25 protein-coding genes and 1 tRNA gene are annotated in these 23,017 nt (G+C 65.7%); 14 read left to right on the plus strand and 12 right to left on the minus strand.

The genetic code is table 11. The annotated features are described in order from the left end of the window. Window positions 1–8 precede the first annotated feature (8 nt). From ACIGJG_RS13775 to ACIGJG_RS13785, 3 genes are read right to left on the minus strand one after another with little or no spacing between them, the layout of a single operon-like run. On the minus strand, window positions 9–536 hold the full coding sequence (locus tag ACIGJG_RS13775) for a hypothetical protein (protein WP_011298829.1): 528 nt from the start codon (window positions 534–536) through the stop codon (window positions 9–11). Then, window positions 533–967: a DNA polymerase III subunit chi gene (locus ACIGJG_RS13780; protein ID WP_011298830.1), complete on the minus strand. Its 435-nt coding sequence runs from the start codon at window positions 965–967 to the stop codon at window positions 533–535. Before ACIGJG_RS13780 ends, ACIGJG_RS13775 begins: the two co-directional genes overlap by 4 nt. Window positions 968–989: 22 nt before the next feature. After that, complete coding sequence (locus tag ACIGJG_RS13785) at window positions 990–2,522, minus strand: leucyl aminopeptidase (RefSeq protein ID WP_011298831.1); 1,533 nt, start codon at window positions 2,520–2,522, stop codon at window positions 990–992. Between the two features lie 158 nt (window positions 2,523–2,680). On the opposite strand from ACIGJG_RS13785, the gene lptF reads away from it, so the two are divergent. The 7 genes from lptF (at window position 2,681) to ACIGJG_RS13820 (ending at window position 7,999) form a co-directional block, all read left to right on the plus strand. Further along, window positions 2,681–3,802 (plus strand): LPS export ABC transporter permease LptF, encoded by a 1,122-nt coding sequence (lptF, locus tag ACIGJG_RS13790; protein WP_140951116.1) that lies wholly within the window; start codon window positions 2,681–2,683, stop codon window positions 3,800–3,802. Continuing rightward, window positions 3,799–4,950, plus strand: coding sequence for an LPS export ABC transporter permease LptG (gene lptG, locus ACIGJG_RS13795; protein ID WP_011298833.1), 1,152 nt, complete (start codon window positions 3,799–3,801; stop codon window positions 4,948–4,950). The genes lptF and lptG overlap by 4 nt, the downstream gene beginning before the upstream one ends. A 16-nt stretch (window positions 4,951–4,966) precedes the next feature. After that, a complete protein-coding gene (locus ACIGJG_RS13800) occupies window positions 4,967–5,380 on the plus strand; it encodes a sirohydrochlorin chelatase (RefSeq protein ID WP_011298834.1) in 414 nt (137 codons plus the stop codon). Window positions 5,381–5,572: 192 nt separating this feature from the next. Continuing rightward, entirely contained in the window at window positions 5,573–5,836 is a 264-nt protein-coding gene (locus ACIGJG_RS13805) for a BufA1 family periplasmic bufferin-type metallophore (RefSeq protein WP_011298835.1), read from the plus strand. A 24-nt stretch (window positions 5,837–5,860) separates the two neighbouring features. Next, a complete protein-coding gene (gene bufB, locus ACIGJG_RS13810) occupies window positions 5,861–6,754 on the plus strand; it encodes an MNIO family bufferin maturase (RefSeq protein ID WP_011298836.1) in 894 nt (297 codons plus the stop codon). Further along, entirely contained in the window at window positions 6,741–7,538 is a 798-nt protein-coding gene (locus ACIGJG_RS13815; protein WP_245001885.1) for an HvfC/BufC family peptide modification chaperone, read from the plus strand. The genes bufB and ACIGJG_RS13815 overlap by 14 nt, the downstream gene beginning before the upstream one ends. Beyond that, on the plus strand, window positions 7,535–7,999 hold the full coding sequence (locus tag ACIGJG_RS13820; RefSeq protein WP_140951124.1) for a DoxX family protein: 465 nt from the start codon (window positions 7,535–7,537) through the stop codon (window positions 7,997–7,999). Before ACIGJG_RS13815 ends, ACIGJG_RS13820 begins: the two co-directional genes overlap by 4 nt. 53 nt (window positions 8,000–8,052) lie before the next feature. On the opposite strand, the gene cobA is transcribed toward ACIGJG_RS13820, so the two are convergent. From cobA to ACIGJG_RS13855, 7 genes are read right to left on the minus strand one after another with little or no spacing between them, the layout of a single operon-like run. Beyond that, window positions 8,053–8,856: a uroporphyrinogen-III C-methyltransferase gene (gene cobA / locus ACIGJG_RS13825; protein WP_011298839.1), complete on the minus strand. Its 804-nt coding sequence runs from the start codon at window positions 8,854–8,856 to the stop codon at window positions 8,053–8,055. A 38-nt stretch (window positions 8,857–8,894) separates the two neighbouring features. Further along, window positions 8,895–10,199 (minus strand): sulfate adenylyltransferase subunit 1, encoded by a 1,305-nt coding sequence (locus tag ACIGJG_RS13830; RefSeq protein WP_011298840.1) that lies wholly within the window; start codon window positions 10,197–10,199, stop codon window positions 8,895–8,897. A 25-nt stretch (window positions 10,200–10,224) separates the two neighbouring features. Beyond that, window positions 10,225–11,190, minus strand: a complete 966-nt coding sequence (gene cysD / locus ACIGJG_RS13835) for a sulfate adenylyltransferase subunit CysD (protein WP_011298841.1) — start codon at window positions 11,188–11,190, stop codon at window positions 10,225–10,227. Window positions 11,191–11,218: 28 nt separating this feature from the next. After that, complete coding sequence (locus tag ACIGJG_RS13840; protein WP_011298842.1) at window positions 11,219–12,019, minus strand: phosphoadenylyl-sulfate reductase; 801 nt, start codon at window positions 12,017–12,019, stop codon at window positions 11,219–11,221. Next, window positions 12,016–12,591 (minus strand): DUF934 domain-containing protein, encoded by a 576-nt coding sequence (locus ACIGJG_RS13845; protein WP_011298843.1) that lies wholly within the window; start codon window positions 12,589–12,591, stop codon window positions 12,016–12,018. Before ACIGJG_RS13845 ends, ACIGJG_RS13840 begins: the two co-directional genes overlap by 4 nt. 17 nt (window positions 12,592–12,608) lie before the next feature. Further along, on the minus strand, window positions 12,609–14,291 hold the full coding sequence (locus tag ACIGJG_RS13850; RefSeq protein WP_011298844.1) for a nitrite/sulfite reductase: 1,683 nt from the start codon (window positions 14,289–14,291) through the stop codon (window positions 12,609–12,611). A gap of 29 nt (window positions 14,292–14,320) precedes the next feature. Continuing rightward, window positions 14,321–15,094, minus strand: coding sequence for a sulfite exporter TauE/SafE family protein (locus ACIGJG_RS13855; RefSeq protein WP_011298845.1), 774 nt, complete (start codon window positions 15,092–15,094; stop codon window positions 14,321–14,323). Between the two features lie 165 nt (window positions 15,095–15,259). Between ACIGJG_RS13855 and ACIGJG_RS13860 the strand changes: the two genes are divergently transcribed. From ACIGJG_RS13860 to ACIGJG_RS13875, 4 genes are all read left to right on the plus strand, one after another. Then, window positions 15,260–16,201 (plus strand): CysB family HTH-type transcriptional regulator, encoded by a 942-nt coding sequence (locus tag ACIGJG_RS13860; RefSeq protein WP_011298846.1) that lies wholly within the window; start codon window positions 15,260–15,262, stop codon window positions 16,199–16,201. Window positions 16,202–16,297: 96 nt separating this feature from the next. Beyond that, window positions 16,298–17,443: a methyltransferase gene (locus tag ACIGJG_RS13865; RefSeq protein WP_011298847.1), complete on the plus strand. Its 1,146-nt coding sequence runs from the start codon at window positions 16,298–16,300 to the stop codon at window positions 17,441–17,443. Window positions 17,444–17,573: 130 nt separating this feature from the next. Then, the gene (locus ACIGJG_RS13870; protein WP_140951128.1) at window positions 17,574–18,746 is read left to right on the plus strand and encodes an ABC transporter substrate-binding protein; all 1,173 of its coding nucleotides are present in this window, start codon (window positions 17,574–17,576) and stop codon (window positions 18,744–18,746) included. Window positions 18,747–18,791: 45 nt separating this feature from the next. Further along, window positions 18,792–19,670 carry an NAD(P)-dependent oxidoreductase gene (locus ACIGJG_RS13875; protein WP_011298849.1) on the plus strand — a complete coding sequence of 293 codons (879 nt, stop codon included), beginning with the start codon at window positions 18,792–18,794 and terminating at the stop codon, window positions 19,668–19,670. Between the two features lie 6 nt (window positions 19,671–19,676). On the opposite strand, the gene ACIGJG_RS13880 is transcribed toward ACIGJG_RS13875, so the two are convergent. Continuing rightward, window positions 19,677–20,582, minus strand: a complete 906-nt coding sequence (locus tag ACIGJG_RS13880) for an alpha/beta hydrolase (protein ID WP_011298850.1) — start codon at window positions 20,580–20,582, stop codon at window positions 19,677–19,679. A gap of 93 nt (window positions 20,583–20,675) precedes the next feature. Here ACIGJG_RS13880 and ACIGJG_RS13885 point away from each other — a divergent pair, with 93 nt between their 5' ends. Next, window positions 20,676–21,038, plus strand: a complete 363-nt coding sequence (locus tag ACIGJG_RS13885; protein WP_140951130.1) for an HNH endonuclease — start codon at window positions 20,676–20,678, stop codon at window positions 21,036–21,038. 79 nt (window positions 21,039–21,117) lie between these two features. Next, a tRNA-Leu gene (locus tag ACIGJG_RS13890) sits at window positions 21,118–21,202 on the plus strand. 46 nt (window positions 21,203–21,248) lie between these two features. Here the strand turns inward: ACIGJG_RS13890 and ACIGJG_RS13895 are convergent. Beyond that, a complete protein-coding gene (locus ACIGJG_RS13895) occupies window positions 21,249–22,037 on the minus strand; it encodes a class I SAM-dependent methyltransferase (protein ID WP_011298852.1) in 789 nt (262 codons plus the stop codon). Between the two features lie 353 nt (window positions 22,038–22,390). Here ACIGJG_RS13895 and msuE point away from each other — a divergent pair, with 353 nt between their 5' ends. Next, window positions 22,391–22,954 (plus strand): FMN reductase, encoded by a 564-nt coding sequence (gene msuE, locus ACIGJG_RS13900; RefSeq protein ID WP_483672441.1) that lies wholly within the window; start codon window positions 22,391–22,393, stop codon window positions 22,952–22,954. The last annotated feature ends 63 nt before the right edge of the window (window positions 22,955–23,017 follow it).

The raw sequence follows: 23,017 nt of genomic DNA on the forward strand, positions 1-23,017 counted from the left end.
AAACCGATTCACATGCCGCCCGGATCCCGCTCGATCTCTTCGAGCGTGGCGTCCAGCCACTCCACCAACCGGGCTTCCAGCGCCTGCGTCAGCTCGGCAGCGAGTTGCGCCGTCAGCGGCGCCAGCCTCGCCTGCAGCGTGGCCTCGGTGTGCGCCTCGACGACCTGGGGCCACTCGGTCCGGAACCGCATCATGACCCGCGTCAGCAATTCGGTGCGCACTGCACGAAGATCGTCTTCACCGGGCGCATCGGACAGATAGCGGCCCGCAGGCTCGCTCAACGGCGATGCGGCATCGGCGTCATCGATCTCGTCAGTCAGCACCGGTATGTCCAGCACATCCGGCTCGCCCGTGTCACCGACATGCGTGACCACGCCTGATTCCGTCATGCCAGCGGTATCGATCACGCCGCTATCCGAAGGCATCGCCGAGACATCCTGCGTGCCATCCGGAAATTCCACCACCTCGGTCAGCAGCGGAATGCTGTCGTTCGGCCCCAGCCGCGGAATCACCCGCGAGGTCGTGCGTTCGGTCATTCGGATTCTCCGCGTGGCTGGCTGAGGTCGTGGTGCGTCAGCGGATAGCCGCGCTCACGGTAGAAGCGATAGCGCTCGCGCCCGGCCTCGCGATCTTCGGGGCCGGCGCCGACCACTTCGATCAGGCGCTCGAAGCTGGCGAACTGCGCGGGCGCCTTGGCATCGAGGTTGATCAGCAGCTGGTGGTGCGGCGCCTGGTCGAGGGTGGCGGCCAGCACGATCGGCGTGACCTCCGCGTTCGGGTGGTCCACGCCGCAGTGCGGCAGAAAGTCCAGCGGCGAGAACGTCCACAGGCGCGCGTCGAGCTCCGCCAGTTGCGCCGGCTGGCCGTGCACGACCACCTTCTGGCCGGCGCCGTAGGCCTTGCGGACCAGCCGGCAGATATAGCCGAGCTTGTCCGGCACGTTGCTGTGGAAATCGATGCGCGTCATGACTGCCTGCCTCTTGCGCCCGTCAGGCCGCGCGGTCCATCAGGAACTGCGTGAGCAGCGGCACCGGGCGGCCGGTGGCGCCCTTGGCCGCGCCGCTCTTCCAGGCCGTGCCGGCGATGTCCAGGTGGGCCCAGTCGTACTTTTCGGTGAAGCGCGCCAGGAAGCAGGCCGCGGTCACGCTGCCTGCCGGGCGGCCGCCGATATTGGCCATGTCGGCAAAGTTCGATTTGAGCTGATCCTGGTACTCGTCGTCCAGCGGCATGCGCCAGGCGGTGTCCATGGACTTGCGGCCGGCCTGCAGCAGCTGGTCGGCCAGCATGTCGCTGCGCGCGTACAGCCCGGTGTTGATATGGCCGAGCGCGATGATGCAGGCGCCCGTCAGCGTCGCGACATCGACCACGGCGGCCGGCTTGAAGCGTTCGACATAGGTCAGCGCATCGCACAGGATCAGGCGGCCTTCGGCGTCCGTGTTCAGGATCTCGATCGTCTGGCCCGACATGCTGGTCACCACGTCGCCGGGCTTGGTGGCGACACCGCTGGGCATGTTCTCGCAGGTCGGCACCACGGCGATCACATTGAGCTTCAGGCCCATTTCGGCCACGGCCTGCAGCGTGCCGAGCACCGACGCGGCACCGCACATGTCGTACTTCATCTCGTCCATGCCCTCGCCCGGCTTGAGCGAGATGCCGCCGGTATCGAAGGTGATGCCCTTGCCGACCAGTACCACCGGCGCCTGCTTGGCGCCCGCGCCGTCATAGCGCAGCACGATGAACTGCGGCGGCTCGACGCTGCCCTTGGTCACGGCCAGGAACGAGCCCATGTTCAGCGCTTCGATCTGCTTGCGGCCCAGCACTTCCACCTTGAGCTTGTGGCGCTTGGCAATCGCGCGCGCCGTGTTGGCCAGGTAGGTCGGGGTGCAGATATTGGACGGCAGGTTGCCGAGGTCGCGGGTCAGTTCCATGCCGTTGGCAATGGCAGTGCCGCGCACCACGGCCTGGGTCGCCGCCTTGGCGTCGTTGGCGTCCACGGCCAGCACGACCTTGCGCAGTGTCGCCTTGTCGGCGGCGCCGGGCTTGCCGTTGGCGCGCTTCAGGCCCGGGTGGCGCTCCAGCAGGCGGTAGCCCGCATCGCGCACGAGCGAGATGGTGGTGATGACCGCCCAGCCGATATCGCGCTGCTGCGGCGGCTGCTGCGACAGGCACCACAGCGCCGAGGTGGCGCGCGTGGACGACAAGGCACGCACGGCCGTGCGCACGGCTTCGGCAAAGGCCTTGTCGTTGAAATCCGCCTCCTTGCCCAGGCCTACCAGCAGCACGCGGGCCGCGCCCACGCCGGCCACCTCATGCAGCGTCAGCTGCGTGCCGCGCTTGCCTTCGAAGTCGCCCTGCTTCAGCAACCGTGCGACCAAGCCCTTGGTTGCCACGTCGAGGGCCTTGGCCACGCCCGCCAGATTCTGTCCTTCGAACACGCCGACCACGAGGCAGTCGGTCTTGGTCGCCAGGAAACCATTTTGGCCGGCTTTGCTCCAATCCAGGGCTTTTGTGCTAAATTCCATCGCGCTTCCTTCAGGGGCTCGTAGACACGAAAGCCTCCATTATCCGCGATTTTTATCCGCGACCTGCCGATCCGCCCCGCCTGCAGCCCGCTGTCCTGCGAGGCACTTCGCGCAAGGCACATCGCCCGCGCCGGCCGGCAGACCGGAACCGACACCGCATGATCTTTCAACAAGCCCTGCGACGCGAGCTCGCCTACACCGCCGGCGCGGTGTTCCTGGTGATGCTAACCTTCATGCTCACGTCGCTTGTGATCCGTATCCTGGGCCTGGCTGCCAATGGCAAGGCCAGTCCCAACGACGTGCTGATCCTGATCGGCCTGGCCACCATCGGCTACCTGTCCATCCTGCTCTCGGCCACGCTGTTCATCTCGACGCTGATCGTGCTGACGCGCTGGTACAAGGACTCGGAGATGGTGGTCTGGTTCTCGGCCGGCATCTCGCTGCGCGACCTCGTCAAGCCGGTGCTGCAGTTCGCGGCGCCGTTCATCTTGCTGTCCTTGCTGCTGGGCCTGTTCGCCTGGCCCTGGGCCAACCAGCAGAGCACGCTGTTCCGCGACCGCTTCGAGCAGCGCGGCGTGCTGTCGATGATCGCCGCCGGGCGCTTCATTGAACCGTCCAACGGCAACTATGTGCTGTTCATCGAAGGCATCGACGGCAACATGAAGTACGCGCGCAACGTCTTCGTCGCCAATGCCGAGGCCAACAAGATCGGGGTTGCGCTGGCACACCAGGGCACCTTCGAAACCATGCCCAACGGCGACCGCATGGTGGTCATGGAGAACGGCCGCCGCTATGCCGGCACGCCAGGCCAGATCGACTACCGCATCGTCGAATTCGAGCGCTATGCGGTCAAGGTGGACAACAAGCCACCTGAAAGCGCCAACGAGCAGCCGCCCAAGAGCCGGGACACCATCGACCTGTTGCGCAAACCCACGCTTGAGAACCTGGGCGAACTGCTCTGGCGCATTTCGCTGCCGATCCTTGCCTTCAATTTCGTGATGATCGCCATCCCGCTGGCCTACGTGAACCCGCGGCTCGGCCGCTACACGCCGCTGGTCTTCGCGGTGCTGATCTACCTGACCTACAGCAACCTGATCAACCTGGCCCAGTCCTGGGTGCGTTCAGGCTCGATCCCGTTCTGGCTGGCCTGGTGGCCGATCCACGCGGTGGCGTTCCTGGCCGCGCTGCTGATGTTCCGCTACCGGCAGAACCGCAGCCTCGGTGGCTGGCGCGCCGTGTTCGGCCGCCGCCCGGCGCCCGCCAAGGGAGGCACGGCATGAGGCTGCTGCGTGTTTATGAGCGCTACTTTGCGCGCCAGGTCTACGGGGTGTTCGTCTTCATCCTGTTCGCGGTGCTGTCGCTGTTCGTCTTCTTCGACCTGCTCAGCGAGCTCGAGAACGTCAACGGCAAGTACACCTCGCTGATCGCCTTCGTGCACGTCCTGCTGCAGGCGCCGACGCGCATCTACGAAGTCCTGCCGATTGCTGTGCTGATCAGCGCGATCTACGTGTTCTCGCAACTGGCCAGCCAGTCGGAGTACACCATCTTCCGCGTGGCGGGGCTCAATACGCGCCAGGCGCTGTTCTCGCTGTTCAAGCTCGCCGTGCCGCTGGCGCTCATCACCTTCATCTTTGGCGAGTTCATCGGCCCGCGGGCCGAGCAGTTCGCGCAGAAGATCAAGCTGGAGGCGATCGGTGCGACCGTCTCGTCAGGCTTCCGCTCCGGCGTATGGGTCAAGGACCGCGACAAGGATCCGGCCGGCGGCGAGATCACCCGCTTTGTCAATGTGGCCGGACTGCGGCCGGACCAGACCATCACGGGCATCACGGTCTATGAATTCGATGCCCAGTACCGTCTGCGCGTCATCCGCGTGGTGAAGGAAGGCCGGTACCAGGGCGCGCAGTCGTGGCTGCTGAGCGACGTCAACGAGACCCGATTCTCGGAACTCCGTCAGCCGGGCACCGCCTCGCGCGATGGCCTGGCACCGGAGTTCCGCGCCGAACAGGTTCGGTTCCCGAGCGTCACGATGCATTCCGAGCTGACCCCGCAGATCCTGTCCGTGCTGCTGGTCACACCCGAACGCATGTCGACGCTGGACCTGTTCCGCTATATCCGGCACCTGCGCGACAACAAGCAGGACACGCAGCGCTACGAGATTGCGTTCTGGAAGAAGGTGGTCTATCCGCTGACGCTGTTCGTCATGATGGCGCTGGCCCTGCCCTTCGCCTACCTGCACGCGCGTGCCGGCGCAGTGGGCGTCAAGGTGTTTGGCGGCATCATGCTGGGGCTGTCGTTCCACCTGTCGAATACGCTGTTCTCGCACGTGGGGCTGTTGCATACGTGGCCGCCTATCGTTTCGGCGCTGGTACCCGGCACCCTGTACCTGTTGCTGGCGTTGACGGCCCTGCGCTGGGTCGATCGTCACTAACGCAAGGGACACCGCCATGTCGCAGACCGACACCACGCCCGTCCGCCAGGCCCTGGTCCTGTTTGCGCATGGGGCGCGCGACGTGCGCTGGCGTGAACCGTTTGACCGGCTGGTGCAGAAGCTCACCGCGGCGCTGCCGGGCACACCTGTGCGGCTGGCATTCCTGGAACTGATGTCCCCGCAGTTGCCCGAGGCGCTGGCCGAACTGGCCGCCGCGGGCGTCGACGAGATCACTGTGGTGCCGGTATTCTTCGGGCAGGGCGGGCATCTGCGGCGCGACCTGCCCGCGCTCATCGATACATGCCGGCAGCAATACCCCGCGCTCTCGATCCGCTGCGCCACGGCCGTCGGCGAAGCCGACAGCGTCCTCGACGCGATTGCGGCGTACTGCGCAGCATCCCTCTCGCCTGCGGCATCCGGCCAGGCCTGACCAGCACCCACGCCGACCGCACCGCTCTCAGGTCCGGAAAGCATTCCCAAAAAAAATCTCTCCACCGCGTGTAAGGAACGCAGGGGCCACGCCGACTACCGTGCAGACCGTCGCTGACGGTTCGCCGCGCGGGACCAACGTGGACAAACGTGGACCATGCATGCGGCCATCCACCTGCACCAGGAGAGAACCATGAACAAGCAAACCGCACTCGTCGCCGTCGCGCTGGCCGGACTGTTCGCCTCGGGCATCGGCCATGCCGCCGATGCCATGGACAAGAACATGGACAAGGAAAAGTGCTTTGGCATCGCCAAGGCCGGCCAGAATGACTGCGCCAGCGCAGCCGGGAGCCACTCCTGTGCGGGCCAGTCCAAGAAGGACAACGACCCCAAGAGCTGGAAGTACGTGGCCAGGGGAAGCTGCGAAAAGATGGGGGGCACGGTCAAGGCGATGTAAGTACGGTCCGCGGCGGAGTCCATCATGCCCACATCCCTCGTTGAGCGGGACGGCGGCGGCGACCTTGGCACCGGTATCGGCCTGCGCGCCATGCACTATGCCGAGTTGCTCGCGCAGCGTCCCGCGCTTGGCTGGCTGGAAGCGCATACGGAAAACTACCTCGGCGCGGGCGGGAGGGACCTCCAGGTCCTGACCGCATTGCGCGCCGATTATCCGGTCAGCCTGCACGGCGTGGGGCTGGGCCTGGGCTCCGCCAGCGGCGACGCGTTCGCACCCCACCTTGCCCGCATCGCAGACCTGGTAGCGCGCATCGAACCGGCGTTGGTATCCGAACACCTGTGCTGGAACCGCATCGGGAGCCACCAGTTCAACGAACTGCTGCCGTTGCCGCTGACCGAGGCAGCGCTCGCCCTCGTATGCGAACGCGTGGACCGGATGCAGTCCGTACTGCGGCGACGCATGCTGGTCGAGAACGTATCGACGTTCCTGCGCTTTCGTGATGAACAGATGAGCGAGGCACAGTTCCTCGCCGCGCTCGCGCAGCGTACCGGTTGCGGCATCCTGCTCGACATCAACAACCTCTACGTGAACCAGTTCAACCACGGCGAGGATGCGCACGCCGCGATCGACATGCTTGCGCAATTGCCGGCGGGAACCGTTGGCGAGTTCCACCTTGCCGGCCATTTGGCCGATGGCAGCGTGCTGATCGACCATCACGGCGCGCGCGTCGCCCCGGAGGTGTGGTCGCTCTATGCATACGCCGTGCAACGCTTCGCAGGCGATGGCATGCCCAGCGTGCCCACGCTGATCGAATGGGACACGGACATTCCGGCGCTTGACGTGCTGCTCGACGAGCGGCAACGCGCACTGTCGCAAGCCGCATCGGCGCTCGCGGAGCATGACCATGCGTGCGCCTGACACGCTCCAGCAGGCGTTCGCCAACGCCATCATCGACACCGAGCCGACCGCGGCAAGCCTGTCGATATTTGCAGGCGACACGGCACAGGCGCGCGACCGCATCGGCTACTACCGCGGCAACCAACACGAAACGGCGCTCAAGGTATTGCGCGCAGCCTATCCGGTAGTCCTCGCCCTGATGGGCGACGCCTTCTTCGAAGGGCTCAGCCACGCCTACGGGCAAACGCATCCGTCGCGCGATCCGGACCTGCATCGCTATGGCGAATCCTTCCCGGCGTTCCTGGCAACGTTCGGCCCGGTGGCGCCCTACCCTTACCTGCCCGACGTCGCCCGGCTCGAATGGCTGTGCCACATGGCCTACTACGCCGCCGACGATGTCATGCTCGACGCCGCCATGCTGCAATCGATGGCACCCGCCGACGTCGCCGCGCTTGCCGTGACGCTGTGCCGTTGCGCACAGCCGTTCTCTGCTGCGTGGGCGGCTGTGCCGATCTGGCAGGCGCACCAGTCTGGCGGGCCGCCGCTCCCTGAGTGTCCCGACACGCCGAGCCACGGCATGGTGATCCGTCCGCGCTGGCGCGTGAGCGTCATCGCCATGCCGCCAGCGCAGGTGGACGTCCTTGACCGGCTGCGCGAGCAGCCCACAACCCTTGGCGACCTGCTCTGGCAAGCGGCCAGCGCGGACCCGTCGTTCGATGCCGCCAGCACGCTCGCGGCATGGCTGGAGACAGGCCTCCTGTGTCTGGCAAGTCCTCACCCCACCGAAGGAGATACCCGATCATGAAAGCCATCAGCCCTGCCCAGTTCGTGTCGGCGCCGCTGCAACGTACTGCCGGATTCTTCGGCGATTGGGGATTGTCGGCCGTCCTGCTGCTGATCCGCGTCTATGTCGGCTGGCAGTTCCTGGCCTCCGGCTGGCTCAAGCTGCACGACTGGGGCACGACGCTGGCCCTGTTCCGCGACGAATACCACGTCCCCGTGTTGCCGCCGGAACTGGCGGCAATGGCTGGCACCTTCGGTGAACTCGCGTTCCCGCTGCTGCTGTTCGCGGGCCTGTTCTCACGGCCAGCCGCACTGGGCCTGTTCGCGGTGAATGCCATGGCGGTGCTCTCTTACCCGCAGCTATGGACCTTTGAATGCCCGGCAGCGATCCAGAGTCACCTGTACTGGGGCATGCTGCTGCTGGTGCCGATGATGGCGGGTGGCGGACGCTTCAGTGTCGATGCGCTGCGCCAGCGGACCTGAATAGCAAAAAGCCGGGCATATGCCCGGCTTTCGCGGTTCCGCATAAACTGATTTCAGGCCGCCTTTGCCGAGATCGTCGCGGCTACATCGCGCGTCACCGGCTCGGTCGCGCGCGCCGCCAGCGCCGCGCCGATCATCAGCAGGCTCGGATGCGACGGGTCGATCCAGCCGGCTGCTTCGCCCGCCGCCATCTGCTGCAGCGTAAAGGCATGGCTGCGCTGGTGGGGCGTGCTGACCGCCTCGACCACCCATGCCGGCGTCGACGGCGCCTTGCCGTGGGCGATCAGCTGCGCGGCGATGGCCGCGGCCTGGTCGCGGCCCATGTAGTACACGAGCGTATCGGCGCGCACATCTGCTTCGATGTCCGCGGCGGATGCCGGCACTTCCGTGCCATCCGCGGCCTTGGCCTGCGTGGCGAAGGCCACGCTGCGCGACACGCCGCGCTTGGTCAGCGGCTTGGCGATGGCCGACGCGGCCGCGAGTGCCGCGGTAATGCCGGGCACCACCTCGTACGCGATACCAGCCGCTTCCAGCGCCTGGAGTTCCTCATCGGCGCGGCCGAACAGCATAGGATCGCCGCCCTTGAGACGCACCACGCGCTCGTACTTCGTCGCCATGTCGATGATCTGGCGGTTGATGAACAGTTGTGCCGTCGAACGCTTGCCGCAGCGCTTGCCCACTTCCACCAGCCTGGCCTGCGGACACCAGGCCAGCATCTCGGGCGACACCAGTGCGTCATGCAGCACGACCTGGGCTTCGCCCAACAACCGTGCACCGCGCACCGTAATGAGGTCCGCCGCCCCGGGGCCCGCCCCGATCAGGTAGACCTTGCCGGTCGATTTGCCTGCCTTGTCCATCATCTGCCCCTTGCCTCGCGTGACGTGTGTCCTGATGCTCAGGAGTATGCACGGATCATGCCCGCGGCGACCGTGTGGTTGGTTGCCTCGTCGATCAGCACGAACGCGCCGGTCGCCGGGTTGTCACCGTAGGCATCGCACACGATCGGCTTCTGCAGCGAAAGCTGCACCGAGCCGATGTCGTTCAGGCGGATGTCGTGGCGGCCGGTCTCGTGCGACAGCGTGTGCACGTCGAGCACGCGGTCCACTGACGACACGCGCGCGAACACGCTGGCCGTGGTGTGCTTGAGCACATATTTACGCGACGGGTTCAGCGATTCATCGTCGAACCAGCACAAGTCGGCTTGCAGCTTCTTCGCGGAAGCGGCGGTCGCATCGGCGGCGACGAACATGTCACCACGTGACACATCGACGTCCTCGGACAGGCGCACCGTGACGGTGTCGCCAGCGCTGGCGGAATCGGCCGAGCCGTTCGGCGTCAGCACTTCGGCCACCACCGCTTCGCGGTTGGCCGGCAGCACGCGCAGCTTCTGGCCGACGCGCACGGTACCCGCTTCGACGCGGCCGGCATAGCCGCGAAAGTCGTCCGACTGCGAACCGTCCTGGCGGATCACCAGCTGCACCGGGAAACGCAGGGCGGCATCGCCTTCCGGAGCGGCTTCTTCCACCGGCAGCGCTTCGAGCAGCGGCAACAGCGACTCGCCCTGGTACCACGGCATGGCGTCGCTGGCGTGCACGATGTTGTCGCCGCGCAGCGCCGACACCGGCACGTAACGCACGTCCTTCAGCCCAAGTTGCTCGGCCAGTTCGGTGTAGGCAGTACGGATCTCGTTGAAACGCTGCTCGCTGTACTCGACCAGGTCCATCTTGTTGACGGCCACGATCACGTGCTGCAGTTCCAGCAGCTTCAGGATGGCCGAATGGCGCTTGGTCTGGGCCAGCAGTTCGGCGCGGCCGTCCTTGACCGTCACTCGCGTGGCATCGACCAGCACGATGGCCGCATGCGCGGTCGAGGCGCCCGTGACCATGTTGCGCGTGTACTGCTCGTGGCCCGGCGTATCGGCGATGATGAACTTGCGGCGCGCGGTCGAGAAGTAGCGGTACGCCACGTCGATCGTGATGCCCTGCTCGCGCTCGGCTTCCAGGCCATCGGTCAGCAGCGAGAAGTCGATCTGCTCGCCGGCGGTGCGCTTGTTCTTGGCGTTGGCCAGCGCGGTCAGCTGGTCCGACAGCACGGCCTTGCTGTCGAACAGCAGGCGGCCGATCAGCGTGCTCTTGCCGTCGTCGACGGAACCCGCGGTGATGAAACGCAGCAGGCCCTGATGGGTAGATTGGTGAGTCATGTTCTGAATCCTTGGCTGCGTCGGCTTAGAAATAGCCTTCCTTCTTGCGGCGCTCCATCGACGCCTCGCTGGTCTGGTCGTCCATGCGCGTGGCACCCCGCTCGGTGATTTCGGTCACCGCGGTTTCGGCGATGATCGCTTCGGGCGAATCGGCCTCGCTGGCCACCGGGCAGGTGCAGCTGATGTCGCCGACGGTACGGAAGCGGACCGACAACGTTTCGCTGACGTCACCATCTTGCTTCGGCGTGATCGGCGTCACCGGCACCAGCAGGCCGTTCTTGCGCACGACTTCACGCTGGTGCGCGTAGTAGATCGGCGGCAGGGCCAGCTTCTCGCGGGCGATGTACTGCCACACGTCGAGTTCGGTCCAGTTCGAGATCGGGAACACGCGCATCTGCTCGCCCTGCGCCATGCGGGCGTTGTACAGGCTCCACAGTTCGGGGCGCTGGGCCTTCGGGTCCCACTGGCCGAATTCATCGCGGAACGAGAAGATGCGTTCCTTGGCGCGGGCCTTCTCTTCGTCGCGGCGGGCACCGCCCATCAGCGCGTCGAACTGGTGCGCCTCGATGGTTTCGAGCAGCGTCACGGCCTGCGCGGCGTTGCGCGAATCGGTTTCCTTGCGCAGGCGCACGGTGCCGCGCTTCATGGAATCCTCCACATGGCCCACCACCAGGCGCGCGCCGAGTTCGGCCACGCGCTGGTCGCGGAACTGGATCACTTCCGGATAGTTGTGGCCGGTGTCGATGTGCACGAGCGGGAACGGCAGCTCGATCTTGCGGTCACCGAGGCGGAAGGCCTTCAATGCCAGGTGCAGCATGACGATCGAATCCTTGCCGCCCGAAAACAGCAGCGCCGGGTTGCGGCACTCGGCCACGACCTCGCGGATGATGTAGATCGACTCGGCCTCCAGGCGGTCGAGGTGATCGTTCTGTACCTGCAGCAAGTGCGCCACGCTGCTGGTGGCGCTTGCGATGTCGTTCATGATGCCCATGTCGTTCGGCCTCGAATGCTTCAATGCGTCAATGCTTGATGTTCTGTTCGTGGAGCCCGCACTCTTTCGAGTCCTTGCTCTCCCACCACCAGCGCCCGGCGCGCAGGTCCTCGCCCGCGCGCACCGCACGCGTACAAGGTTCGCAGCCAATGCTGGGGTAGCCCTTGGCATGCAGCGCGTTCACCGGGACGTTGTGGCGCTTCAGGTATGCCCACACCTCGGCCTCGGTCCAGTCCGCAAGCGGATTGAACTTCGGGATGGCGCGAGCTTCGTCCATTTCCTCGAACGGCAGTTCGGAACGCGTGACGGCTTGCTCGCGGCGCTGGCCGGTCATCCAGGCGTCCGCGTGCGACAGCGCGCGGTTGAGCGGCTCGACCTTGCGGATGCCGCAGCAATCCTTGCGCAGGTCGATGCTGTCGTAAAACGCGTTCAGGCCATGCTTCTTCAGGTAGTTCTCGACGGCCTCGGTGTCCGGCGTGAACTGCTCGACGGTGTAGCCGTAATGCACCTTCACCTCGTCCAGCACAGCCAGCGTTTCGGCGTGCAGGCGGCCCGTGTTCAGCGTGAACACGCGGATGCCCGCGCGCACGGCCGGCGTGCCGCGCAGGATCGCGTCGGTCAGCACCATGTCTTCGGCAGCAAGGCTAGTGGCAAAACGCGCGCGGAAGAAGCGTGCGGCAATGCCGGCCAGGCGGGCCGACAGCTCGCGTTCCTTCTCGTCGAGGTCCGCCAGGCTGCCCGTGTACTCGGGCATGGTCCACAGCGTGGGACGCAGCGCCGATGCCGGCGCGCCGCCATCCACGACTGCGATGTCGCTCAGGCCGCTCATGCCGATTCCCTTGCGCCAACCTCGGCACGTGCGCGGCGGAACAGCGGCAGCGGCTCATCGACCGAAGCCTGGTAGGTCACGGTGAATTCGGTGAAGCCCTTGATCGCGTCGTCGATGTTCTTGTCGGCGCGCACCGCGAAGGTGTCGAAGCCGCAGCGCTTCATGAAGTTGAGCTGGTCGCGCAGTACGTCGCCGATGGCGCGCAGCTGGCCCTTCCACTGATAGCGGGTGCGCAGCAGGTAAGCCGTAGAAAAACCACGGCCATCGCGGAACACCGGGAAGTCCACCGCCACCACGGCCACGCCATCGAACAGCGCCTGGGCATCGCCCGGCTCGTCTTCGGGCGCGAGCCACACGCCGGTGCGCTCACGCGCACGGCCGGCCAGCAGGCCTTCATGCGACTTCCACACCGTCAGCGGGAACAGGACAGCGTCCTGGCTCTGCACCGCGGCGACGATCTGCTCCTCGGTCAGCGGCTGGCCTTCGGCGCCGCGCAGCACGGTCCAGCTGTCTTCGACGATGACCGGGGTGACGGCGTCGGCCGTACGTTGCAGTTGAATAATCTTTGCCATGTCTGTTTCTCCGGTCCTCAGGCTTCTGCGCGCTCGCGCGGTTGCTTGTCGGCGTACACGCGCTCCTTGAACGGGGCGATGCCGATCCGGTTCACGGTCTCGATGAAGCGTTCGTCTTCGATGCGGTTCGCCACGAAGGTCTCGATAATGCGCGAGATCACGTCCGGCATTTCCTCTGCGCTGAACGACGGGCCGATGACCTTGCCCAGCGCCGTGCTGTTGCCTTGCGCGCCGCCGAGCGTGACCTGGTACCACTCCGAACCGTCCTTGTCGACGCCGAGGATGCCGATGTTGCCGACGTGGTGATGGCCGCAGGCGTTGATGCAGCCCGAGATGTTCAGCGACACTTCGCCCAGGTCATGGACGAAGTCCAGGTTGTCGAAGCGCTCCTGAATGGCCAGCGCGATCGGGATCGACTTGGCATTGGCCAGCGAGCAGAAGTCGCCGCCCGGGCAGGCGATGATGTCGGTCAGCAGGCCGATGTTGGCCGTAGCCAGGCCGGCCTTCTTCGCGAGTTGCCACAGGTCGTACAGGTCGTGCTTCTTCACGTCCGGCAGCACCAGGTTCTGCTCGTGCGCCACGCGCAGCTCGCCGAAGCCGAATTGGTCGGCCAGGTCGGCCACGGCTTCCATCTGTTCGGCGGTGGCGTCACCCGGAGGCGAGACCGGACCCGGCTTGGTCGACAGCGTCACGGCGGCGTAGCCCGGCACCTTGTGGCCGTGCACGCTGCGGCTGACCCAGCGCGCGAAGGCCTTGTCCTCGAGCAGGTGCTTTTCGTACGAGGCGTCAGTGTCGGCCAGCTTTTCATAGGCCGGCGGCGTGAAGTACTGCGCCACGCGATCGAACTCGTCCTGCGTCAGCGTGCCGGGACCGTCCTTGCTGTACTGCCATTCCTCTTCGACTTCCTCGGCAAACTTCTCGGCGCCGATGGCCTTCACCAGGATCTTGATGCGCGCCTTGTACTTGTTGTCGCGGCGGCCATAGCGGTTGTACACGCGGATGGCGGACTCGACGTAGGTCAGCATGTGCTGCCACGGCAGATCGTCCTTGATGATCGTGCCGAGGATCGGGGTGCGGCCCAGGCCGCCGCCAGCCAGCACGCGGATGCGGGTCTCGCCGGCGTCGTTCTTGTACACGTAGATGCCGATGTCATGCATCTGCACCACGGCGCGGTCGTCCTTCGAGGCCGAGATGGCGATCTTGAACTTACGCGGCAGGAAGGCGAATTCGGGCTGGAACGTGCTCCACTGGCGCAGCAGTTCGGCCAGCACGCGCGGGTCCACCGACTCGTCCGGCGCGACGCCGGCGAAGTGATCGGTGGTGATGTTGCGCACACAGTTGCCCGAGGTCTGGATGCCGTGCATCTCGACGCTGGCCAGCTCGGCCAGCACGTCGGGCACGCGCTCGAGTTCCATCCAGTTGTACTGGATGTTCTGGCGCGTCGAAAAGTGGCCGTAGCCGCGGTCGTACTCGCGTGCGATATGGGCCAGCTTGCGCAGCTGCTTCGAAGCCAGCAGGCCATATGGGATCGCCACGCGCAGCATGTACGCATGGCGCTGCATGTACAGGCCGTTCTGCAGGCGCAGCGGCAGGAATTCTTCCTCGGTCAGCTCATCCGACAGGCGGCGGCGCACCTGGTCGCGGAACTGGGCAACGCGCTCGTTGACGATGCGCTGGTCGTATTGATCGTACTGATACATGGTGTGGGTCCGTTCAGTATTCGTTGAATTCAGGAGACGAGCTTGATGGCGACCAGCGTCAGCGTGGTGGCCAGGGCCGCGCGTACGAGCCGCTCGGGCAGCGCGCGCGACAATTGCGCGCCCAGCCAGATGCCGGGGATCGAGCCCACCAGCAGCGACAGCAGCAGATTCCAGTCGACGGTGCCAAGCCATACGTGGCCCAGCCCGGCCAGCGCCGTCAGCGGGACGGCGTAGGCGATATCGGTGCCAGCCACTTCGGCCGGCTTCATTTGCGGATACAGCAGCAGGATCAGCGTCGCGCCAACCGCGCCGGCGCCGATCGACGACACCGTGACCAGCACGCCGATCACGGCGCCGACCACGATGGTCGCAATCACTTGCGCACGGCCATGCAGCTGGAAGCGCGGATTGCGCTCGAGCCAGGCCAGCATCTGCTTGCGGAACAGCAGCGACAGCACGGTCAGCAGCACCGACACGCCGATCGTCACGCGAATCACATGCAGCCACTGGGCATTCAGTTCGCCGGCGTTCTTCAGGACGAGGATGGCGGCCACAGCGGCCGGCAGGCTGCCGATGCACAGGCGGCGCACGACCTGCCACTGCACGTGCCCGTGGGCGCGATGCGCGATGGTGCCGAAACCCTTGGTGATCGCCGCGAAGGCCAGGTCGGTACCCACGGCGGTGGCCGGCGAGAATCCGAACAGCAACGTCAGCAGCGGCGTCATGAGCGAGCCCCCGCCCACCCCGGTCAGACCGACGAGGACGCCTACGAGCAGACCGGAAACGGTATAGGCAAGGGACATGTGGAGGCTTGGCTGGGCCCGTCCGTCTTGCCGGCGTCACTTTCAGGGTGGTGACTGCGGGCGCAATGCGGGCTGGCCGTTCATTAACAAAGTTCGAGAATCGTAATAAACTGGCCTCATACCTCAAACTAATAAGAAGTTGTTTGTTTATACGACCCGAGTTATATGAACCTGCACCAGTTTCGCTTTGTGCGTGAGGCGGTACGCCAGAACTACAATCTGACGGAGGCCGCCAAAGCGCTCTACACATCACAACCCGGTGTGTCCAAGGCCATCATCGAGCTGGAGGAAGAGCTCGGCGTCGATATCTTCACGCGCCATGGCAAGCGCATCCGCAGCCTGACGGAGCCGGGGCGCCGCATCCTGAACTCGGTGGAAAAAATTCTTCAGGAGGTGGAAAGCCTCAAGCGTGTCGGCATGGACTATGCGGCACAGGACCAGGGCAATTTCACCATTGCGACCACGCACACGCAGGCGCGCTACGCGCTGCCGCGCGTGATCAGCGAGTTCACCAAGCGCTACCCGAAGGTCCGGCTGTCGATCCAGCAGGGCAATCCTTCGCAGATTGCCGACATGCTGCTTCATGACCAGGCGGATATCGGCATCGCCACCGAAGGCATCACCCACGAGAAGACCTTGGTCTCCCTGCCTGGCTACCAATGGCAGCACGTGGTGATTACGCCACCCGATCACCCGCTACTGGAAAAAAAGCATCTGGCGCTCGAAGACCTGATGAGCTACCCGCTCATCACCTACGACCCGAATTTTGCCGGGCGGCCCAAGATCAACAAGGCGTTCGAGCTGCGGCACTTGCAGCCTGACATCATCCTGGAAGCGATCGATGCGGACGTGATCAAGACCTATGTGGAGATCGGCCTCGGCATCGGTATCGTTGCGGGGCTTGCCTATGACGCTGAGCGCGACCGCAACCTGCGCGGCATTCCCGCCGGGCACCTGTTCGGCACCAATGTGACGCATCTGGCCGTCAAGCAGGGCGCCTACCTGCGCAGCTTCGTCTATACCTTCATCGAGTTGTTCTCGCCCACGCTGAACCGCAAGCTGGTCGAACAGGCGATGTCGGGCGACCACGAGGCGTACGAACTCTGAACGGGGCGGCTACGCCCTTCCCTCTCTATATAGCAGGACAAAATTCATGAACATTTCCCTGGCACTCGTGTGCCGCGCGCAGCCGGAGGCCCGCCTGTGAGTGATTTTCCGCAGATCCACTGGACCGAAGACGGCGTCGAACACAGCGCGCGCTGGCGCTCGGAAGCCGGCCTGCCACCACCGCGCCGCGTCGTGGTGGCCGATGACACCACATCGGCCGATACCGCCTACCGCCTCGCCTGCGAAGGCACCGCGCTGCTGTGGCGTGGCGACTTCCAGAATGCGCGCCAGCTGCTGCAGGCCATGGCCCGGCGCACCGAGCGCAAGCCGAAGAAAAAGAGCCGGCCCGGCCACAAGCACGCCGCAGGCTCGGCGACCGAAGCCTTCCACCAGCACCGGCTGGCCCAGTCCCAGCGCGCACGCACGCTGGGCATGCTGCTGCTGCCGTTCGAGCCCGGCCACACGCTGCCGCTGCGCCGTGCGCCAGAGGTCAGCCAGGCCTGCGAGCAGGTCTACGGCAGTGCCGCCGAACCCTATGTGGCGTCCATGCGCGAACTGCTCGGCATGATCGGCGCGTATGAATGGCGCCGCAAGGGCGTGGAGATCCCTGCGCTCGACGCACGCATCCACCCGTGGTACGGCGTGTTCTCGCCGGTGCGCGGCGAGTATGTGGATCTCGTCGCCAACGAGCCGCTGCCGGCCAAGACGCTGGCCTTCGACATTGGCGCAGGCACCGGCGTGCTGTCGGCCGTGCTGGCCCGGCGCGGCGTACAGCGCGTGGTGGCGACGGACATGGACGAGCGCGCGCTCGCCTGCGCCCGTGAAAACATTGCGCAGCTCGGCTACGACAAGCAGGTGGAAATCATCACCGCCGACCTCTTCCCCGAAGGCCGCGCACCGCTGATCGTCTGCAACCCGCCGTGGGTCCCAGCGCGGCCCAGTTCGCCCGTGGAGCGTGCGGTCTATGACCCCGACAGCGCCATGCTGCGCGGCTTCCTGGACGGCCTGGCGGCCCACCTGGAACCGGGCGGTGAAGGCTGGCTGCTGTTGTCCGACCTGGCCGAGCACCTCGGCTTGCGTTCGCGAGAGCAGCTGCTCGGCTGGATCGATGCAGCCGGGCTGCGCGTGCTGGGCCATTCCGACATCCGCCCGCGCCACCCGCGCGCCGCGGACGCTGCCGATCCGCTGCATGCGGCGCGCTCGGCAGAGGTGACCTCGCTCTGGCGGCTTGGCGCCAAGTAAGCCGCGAAACAGCGGGAATGCGCCAAATGCGGATCACCTGCCACTTCGCTATGCTTGCTGCCTGACTGCTTCTCTCTCCCACCGGGGAGAGAAGCGGCGGAGAAAAAGAAAACACATACCGAGGAGAACCATGCCCAACCCGCTGCGCCGCGCGCTCGTCATCGCCTGCGTGTCCGCCACCGCACTGATTGCCAATGCCGCGCTTGCCGATATCCACGTCGGCGTCGATGTCTCCACCACCGGGCCGGCGGCGTCGATCGGCATTCCATCCAAGAACACCGTGCTGATGTGGCCACAGACGCTTGGCGGGCAAAAGGCGCACTACATCGTGCTGGACGACGCGACGGACCCGTCCGCCGCCGTGCGCAACGTGCGCAAGCTGATCTCCGAGGACAAGGTCGACGTGATCGTCGGCCCCAACATCACCGCCACGGCGCTGGCCTCGCTCGACGCCATTCGCGAGGGCGAAACGCCGATGGTCACGCTGGCCGCCTCGGCCACCATCGTCGAGCCGCAGAGCGACCCGAAGCGGCGCTGGGCCTTCAAGATGCCGCAGAACGACTCGCACATGGCGACCGTGCTGACCGAGTACATGAGCAATCATGGCGTGAAATCGGTCGGATTCATCGGCTTCAATGACGCCTACGGCGAAAGCTGGTGGCGCGAGTTTTCGCGGCTGGCGGATCTGCGCAAGATCAAGGTGGTGGCCAACGAGCGCTTCTCGCGCGCGGATACCTCGGTGACCGGCCAGGTGCTCAAGCTGATGGCTGCCAATCCGGATGCGATCCTGATCGCCGGCGCCGGCACGCCCGCCGTGCTGCCGCAGAAGACGCTGGGCGAGCGCGGCTACAAGGGCAAGGTCTACCAGACCCACGGCATCGCCTCGTGGGAATTCCTGCGCATGGGCGGCAAGGACGTGGAAGGCACGCTGTTCCCGACCGGCCCGGTAGTGGTGGCGCGCCAGTTGCCGGACGGCCATCCGGTGAAGAAGGTCGCCCTGTCCTTCGTCAACCAGTATGAAGGGAAGTACGGCCCGGACACCGTTACCCAGTTCGCCGGCGACGCCTGGGGCGCGTGGCAACTGCTCGACGACGCCAGCCGCCGCGCGCTCAAGACCGGAGCACAGCCCGGCACGCCCGCATTCCGCCATGCGCTGCGCGATGCGCTGGAAACGACCAACAATCTCACCGTCCCCAACGGCGTGCTGAACCTGTCGGCCAAGGATCACCAGGGCTTCGACCAGCGTTCGCGCGTGATGGGGGTCATCCGCAACGGCAAGTTCGCCTACGCGCCGGACCAGTGATCCGGTGCGAGGCGGCTGCCGGATTCGCAACAAGGAAGTTCTGACATGACTGCAACGCAATCGACTACCGTCGCCTTCATCGGCCTGGGCGCCATGGGCTCGCACATGGTCCGCCACCTGCTGGCCGCGGGCCACACGGTGCGCGCATTCGTGCGCCGCCCTGAGGCGGCCGAAGCCGCCCGCGCGCTCGGCGCCGAACCGTTCTTCACGCCCGCCGAAGCGGCGCGCGGCGCGAGCGTCGTGTTCACCAACGTGACCTCGTCCGAGGACGTGCGCGAGGTGCTTCTCGGCGAGAACGGCGTGATCCACGGCGCCGCGCCCGGAACCGTATGCGTCGACCACAGCACCATCTCGCCGATTGTCACGCGCGAGATCGCCACGGCGCTGGCCGCGCGCGGCATCGACGCACTGGACTGCCCGGTGTCGGGCGGCACGGCCGGCGCCGAGGCTGCCACGCTGACCATCATGGTCGGCGGCAAGCCGGAAGTGCTGGAGCGCGTGCGCCCGCTGCTGGCGCTGCTCGGCAAGAGCATCACCTACATCGGCGGCAACGGCGCGGGCCAGGTGGCCAAGCTGTGCAACCAGATCGTGCAGGTGGTCAATATCGAAGGCATCGCGGAGGCGATGCATTTTGCCGCTGCACAGCAGGTCGACACCGGACGGGTGCTTCAGGCGATCTCCACGGGCTTTGCGGGCAGCCGCATGCTGGACCTGATGGGCCCGAAGATGGTCGAGCGCGAGTTCGCAGCCGGCATCGAGGCGCGGTTGCACGACAAGGACTTCGGGCTCGCGCGCGATATCGCGCAGGAAATCGGCCTGAAACTGCCGGCCATGCAGGCAACTTCAGCGCAGCTGAAGTCGCTGATGGAACACGGCTGGGGCAAGGACGATACCTCGTCCCTGCTGCGCGTGCTGGAAAACTGAGAGCGATTACGTCCTGACGCCCGTCAGTGTCAGGACAGCGCGCAGCAGCGTGCTGTCGGGATTGGCCAGGTCGTCCATCACGTTGAAATGGTGCCGGCCCGGCAGCGGCACATCCTGCGCCGCATTGGCCGGCCACGCCGCTCGGATCAGCGCGTTCTGGCGGTGGTACTCGGCCGCTTCCAGTTCGCCGACGGCCGTCACCAGCGGCGCGTTCGTCGCGGGCTGCATGAACGCCGGCGACAGGCGCGCCACGTCCTCCTCGGACAGGCGCAGGTCGCGCTGCAGGAAATCGGCGCGCCGCAGCGGTTCGAGGTCGTACAGGCCGCTGATCGACAGGCCGCCCTTGACCAGGTCATCCGGCAAATCCGGCCCGACCTGTGGCCATAGCGCCGCCATCAACATGGCCACCAGGTGGCCGCCGACCGAATGGCCCGCCACGAAGATGCGGGAATGGTCATGCCCAAGCCGTTCCGACTGCCGGTAGAGCCACGCCACGCTGCCCACCACCTGGCGCACGATGGCGGGCACCGTCACGGACGGGCACAGCGAATAGTTCACCACCGCCACGGATACGCCGAGCCGCGGCAACTCGCTGGCCACGAAGCTGTGGTCGCGCTTGTCCAGCGCGCGGAAATAGCCGCCATGCACGAAGACCAGCAGCGGCGGACGCTCGCCGGTGCCCGGGAAGTAGTCGAGCCGCTGGTCCTGCGCATGGGTCGCACCGGGCGCCGCGTAGCTCAGATCCTCCTGATAGCCGCCACGCGCCCGCACCTCCGCCGACAGCCCCGCCCAGCGCGCCATGTGCTCGGCGTTGTCGGGCACGCGCGCACGGTTGTTGTATTCTCGCTCGTAAAAGGCCGGGTCCTGCGAAGGCAACCGGGCCAGGCTGGACAGGGAGGATTGTGCGGGCATGGCGGGCTCGACAAGGTGGCAAACCCTGGCATGCTAGCCCCTGCCCGGCTCGCGCGGATATCCGTACCAATACCCACTCACCGGACGCGCCACATGGTCGTCAAACGCAGTCTCCGGGCCGGCCGGCATGACCAGCTCGGCCCGCCTGACCCCGACCCCGAGGCCGCCACAGGCCGCTGTCCGCTCTGCGGCCGGGAACTCGTGGCGGGCCCGAGTACCGACCTGCACCACCCCGTCCCGCGCAGCCACGGCGGCCGCGACACCGTACCGATGCACCGCGTCTGCCACCAGAAGATTCATTCGGTCTTTACCGAGGCCGAGCTGGCCGGCAGTTTCCATGACTGGGAAGCGCTGCGGCGCCACCCGGCCATGGCCGACTTCATCCGCTGGATCGCCCGCAAACCGCCCGAATACTACGACCGCAGCCGCCACACCAACGAACGGCGCGGTCGGTGAACGGCCTCAGGTTGTCGCCAGAGGCAATTTCCGGCATAATTCGCGGCTCAGCGCGGTGCCGATTCCGGCGCCCACACCTGCCCGGGTGGTGAAACAGGTAGACGCAGGGGACTCAAAATCCCCCGCCGCAAGGCGTGTCGGTTCGAGTCCGACCCCGGGCACCACATACTCTTCCGAAGCAGTCCACGGAAATCCATCCACTCCACACGCTCAGCGTCCCGGCAATTCGTAGGCGATTGTGCGGATGACTCCACCGCTGTCGGGCACTTCGCAGAGGATCCGCGCGGACAGCACCTTCATATTGAATGGCGGCGCAGTCAGGACTAGTCCACTCGGTTGTTCCCCGAACAGGCGCAGGTGCGAGCCGATCGCTTTGTCGAGATTGGGCGTGAAACTGGATCCCAGGGGCAGGTATTCGGTCAGAATCAGAATCTTGTACGGCCCCAGTTTCGATAGCACGGTGGCAATGCGCACATTGTCCAGGTGGTCCAGCACCTGGCGCAGGAACACAATATCGCCCGGTGGCAACGGGTCGGTCGTGATGTCCACGCAACGAAAGTCGACGTCGAGATGGGAAAAACGCGTGCGGTTCGATTGGATCGCCGCATCGACCACGTCGCACGCCATATAGCGTCCGCATACAGACCGGATGCGCTTGCCGACGTTGAAATCGCCGCAGCCCAGATCCACGACCGTCGGCCGCTCGGGCAGTGCACTCAGGTACTCGGTCACTGCCTTCACATACGGCTCGACAATTTTCGGGTCATGAGAACTGCTGCCGCTATAGAACCCGGACTGATCTTCCGCTACGCCCCAAGCGCCGGTCTTGTACACATGGGTGAACACTTCGCCCAGCGGCTTGCCTTCATACATCGAGCCTTCCCTGCGTATCACACGGTCGCGATGGAACTTCAACACCCATGCCGGAATCAACGGCTTCAGCCTTTGCTTGAATCGTTGCGCCAGCACGGAACGTGTGGAAGTGACAGCCGTAGTCATGTTGCCTCCTGTTCTGGGACGGGGGTGGGGAACGATTTGGTTGTCTGAGTCTAGCAACAACCAAATGCCGCTCCATACCAAAGGATGATGACGTTTGTGCGGAAGGCCTCAGAACGGCAGAACTGCTTGGCTTGTTGTCATGGGGTCGCCACTTCGCTTCAGCGATGACACGCCAAGTGGATGATCCCCATTTCGACAACCCGGCAATCAACAATCAAAAGCGCATGCCCTTATGTGCGCCGATCGCCTATGGATAGAACGAACGCGTCGTTTGCATGGCGGGCCCTCCGCAGTATCGTCTCGATACCCTGACGCGGTCGCCGCCATCAACAACACATCACCGGAAATCCATCGTGCCCAAGCCCCTGAAGATCGTTGCAGTCAACGGCAGTACCCAGCAACCCTCGCGCACGCTAGCGCTGGTCCACGCGCTGATCGGCGCGCTCGACGCACGGCTGCATGTCGACGCTCGCGTCATCAGCCTTGCCGATATCGCGCGCCCCCTCGGCGGCGCCCTCTGGCGCACGGAACTGCCGCCCACGATCGAGGCGGAACTGCAGGCGCTCGAATCCGCCGATCTCATCATCGCCGCGGCGCCGGTCTATCGCGGCGCGTATCCGGGACACTTCAAGCACCTGTTCGACCTCGTCGGCCAGGAAGCTCTCACGGACAAGCCCGTGCTGCTGGCAGCCACCGGCGGCAGCGACCGACACGCACTCGTACTCGAGCACCAGTTGCGGCCGCTCTTTGGATTTCTACAGGCTTTGACACTGCCCATCGGGGTCTATGCGAGCCCCTCGGATTTCGCGGGCCACACGGTGCAGAGCCCCGCGCTGCTCGAGCGTATCCGGCTCGCGGCCGACCGCGCTGTGCCGCTGTTCGCGGCAAACCAGCGGGTCGCATTGAAGGCCGCGTAAGCGCCGAGCACAGCCCGCACGATCGCGCGAAACGCCTAGCCGCCTCGTCGATGCACGCGAGAC

The organism is Cupriavidus sp. C1SS-2L, assembly GCF_057073735.1.

What these genes read in the sequence shown, in the direction of transcription:
- ACIGJG_RS13845 (WP_011298843.1), bottom strand. Translation starts at nt 12,591, where the DNA reads ATGGCAAAGATTATTCAACTGCAACGTACGGCCGACGCCGTCACCCCG.
- ACIGJG_RS13850 (WP_011298844.1), bottom strand. Translation starts at nt 14,291, where the DNA reads ATGTATCAGTACGATCAATACGACCAGCGCATCGTCAACGAGCGCGTT.
- lptG (WP_011298833.1), top strand. Translation starts at nt 3,799, where the DNA reads ATGAGGCTGCTGCGTGTTTATGAGCGCTACTTTGCGCGCCAGGTCTAC.
- ACIGJG_RS13820 (WP_140951124.1), top strand. Translation starts at nt 7,535, where the DNA reads ATGAAAGCCATCAGCCCTGCCCAGTTCGTGTCGGCGCCGCTGCAACGT.
- ACIGJG_RS13830 (WP_011298840.1), bottom strand. Translation starts at nt 10,199, where the DNA reads ATGACTCACCAATCTACCCATCAGGGCCTGCTGCGTTTCATCACCGCG.
- bufB (WP_011298836.1), top strand. Translation starts at nt 5,861, where the DNA reads ATGCCCACATCCCTCGTTGAGCGGGACGGCGGCGGCGACCTTGGCACC.
- cysD (WP_011298841.1), bottom strand. Translation starts at nt 11,190, where the DNA reads ATGGGCATCATGAACGACATCGCAAGCGCCACCAGCAGCGTGGCGCAC.
- ACIGJG_RS13895 (WP_011298852.1), bottom strand. Translation starts at nt 22,037, where the DNA reads ATGACTACGGCTGTCACTTCCACACGTTCCGTGCTGGCGCAACGATTC.
- cobA (WP_011298839.1), bottom strand. Translation starts at nt 8,856, where the DNA reads ATGGACAAGGCAGGCAAATCGACCGGCAAGGTCTACCTGATCGGGGCG.
- ACIGJG_RS13785 (WP_011298831.1), bottom strand. Translation starts at nt 2,522, where the DNA reads ATGGAATTTAGCACAAAAGCCCTGGATTGGAGCAAAGCCGGCCAAAAT.
- ACIGJG_RS13775 (WP_011298829.1), bottom strand. Translation starts at nt 536, where the DNA reads ATGACCGAACGCACGACCTCGCGGGTGATTCCGCGGCTGGGGCCGAAC.
- ACIGJG_RS13815 (WP_245001885.1), top strand. Translation starts at nt 6,741, where the DNA reads ATGCGTGCGCCTGACACGCTCCAGCAGGCGTTCGCCAACGCCATCATC.
- ACIGJG_RS13880 (WP_011298850.1), bottom strand. Translation starts at nt 20,582, where the DNA reads ATGCCCGCACAATCCTCCCTGTCCAGCCTGGCCCGGTTGCCTTCGCAG.
- ACIGJG_RS13860 (WP_011298846.1), top strand. Translation starts at nt 15,260, where the DNA reads ATGAACCTGCACCAGTTTCGCTTTGTGCGTGAGGCGGTACGCCAGAAC.
- ACIGJG_RS13875 (WP_011298849.1), top strand. Translation starts at nt 18,792, where the DNA reads ATGACTGCAACGCAATCGACTACCGTCGCCTTCATCGGCCTGGGCGCC.
- ACIGJG_RS13800 (WP_011298834.1), top strand. Translation starts at nt 4,967, where the DNA reads ATGTCGCAGACCGACACCACGCCCGTCCGCCAGGCCCTGGTCCTGTTT.
- ACIGJG_RS13780 (WP_011298830.1), bottom strand. Translation starts at nt 967, where the DNA reads ATGACGCGCATCGATTTCCACAGCAACGTGCCGGACAAGCTCGGCTAT.
- lptF (WP_140951116.1), top strand. Translation starts at nt 2,681, where the DNA reads ATGATCTTTCAACAAGCCCTGCGACGCGAGCTCGCCTACACCGCCGGC.
- ACIGJG_RS13855 (WP_011298845.1), bottom strand. Translation starts at nt 15,094, where the DNA reads ATGTCCCTTGCCTATACCGTTTCCGGTCTGCTCGTAGGCGTCCTCGTC.
- ACIGJG_RS13840 (WP_011298842.1), bottom strand. Translation starts at nt 12,019, where the DNA reads ATGAGCGGCCTGAGCGACATCGCAGTCGTGGATGGCGGCGCGCCGGCA.
- ACIGJG_RS13885 (WP_140951130.1), top strand. Translation starts at nt 20,676, where the DNA reads ATGGTCGTCAAACGCAGTCTCCGGGCCGGCCGGCATGACCAGCTCGGC.
- ACIGJG_RS13805 (WP_011298835.1), top strand. Translation starts at nt 5,573, where the DNA reads ATGAACAAGCAAACCGCACTCGTCGCCGTCGCGCTGGCCGGACTGTTC.
- ACIGJG_RS13870 (WP_140951128.1), top strand. Translation starts at nt 17,574, where the DNA reads ATGCCCAACCCGCTGCGCCGCGCGCTCGTCATCGCCTGCGTGTCCGCC.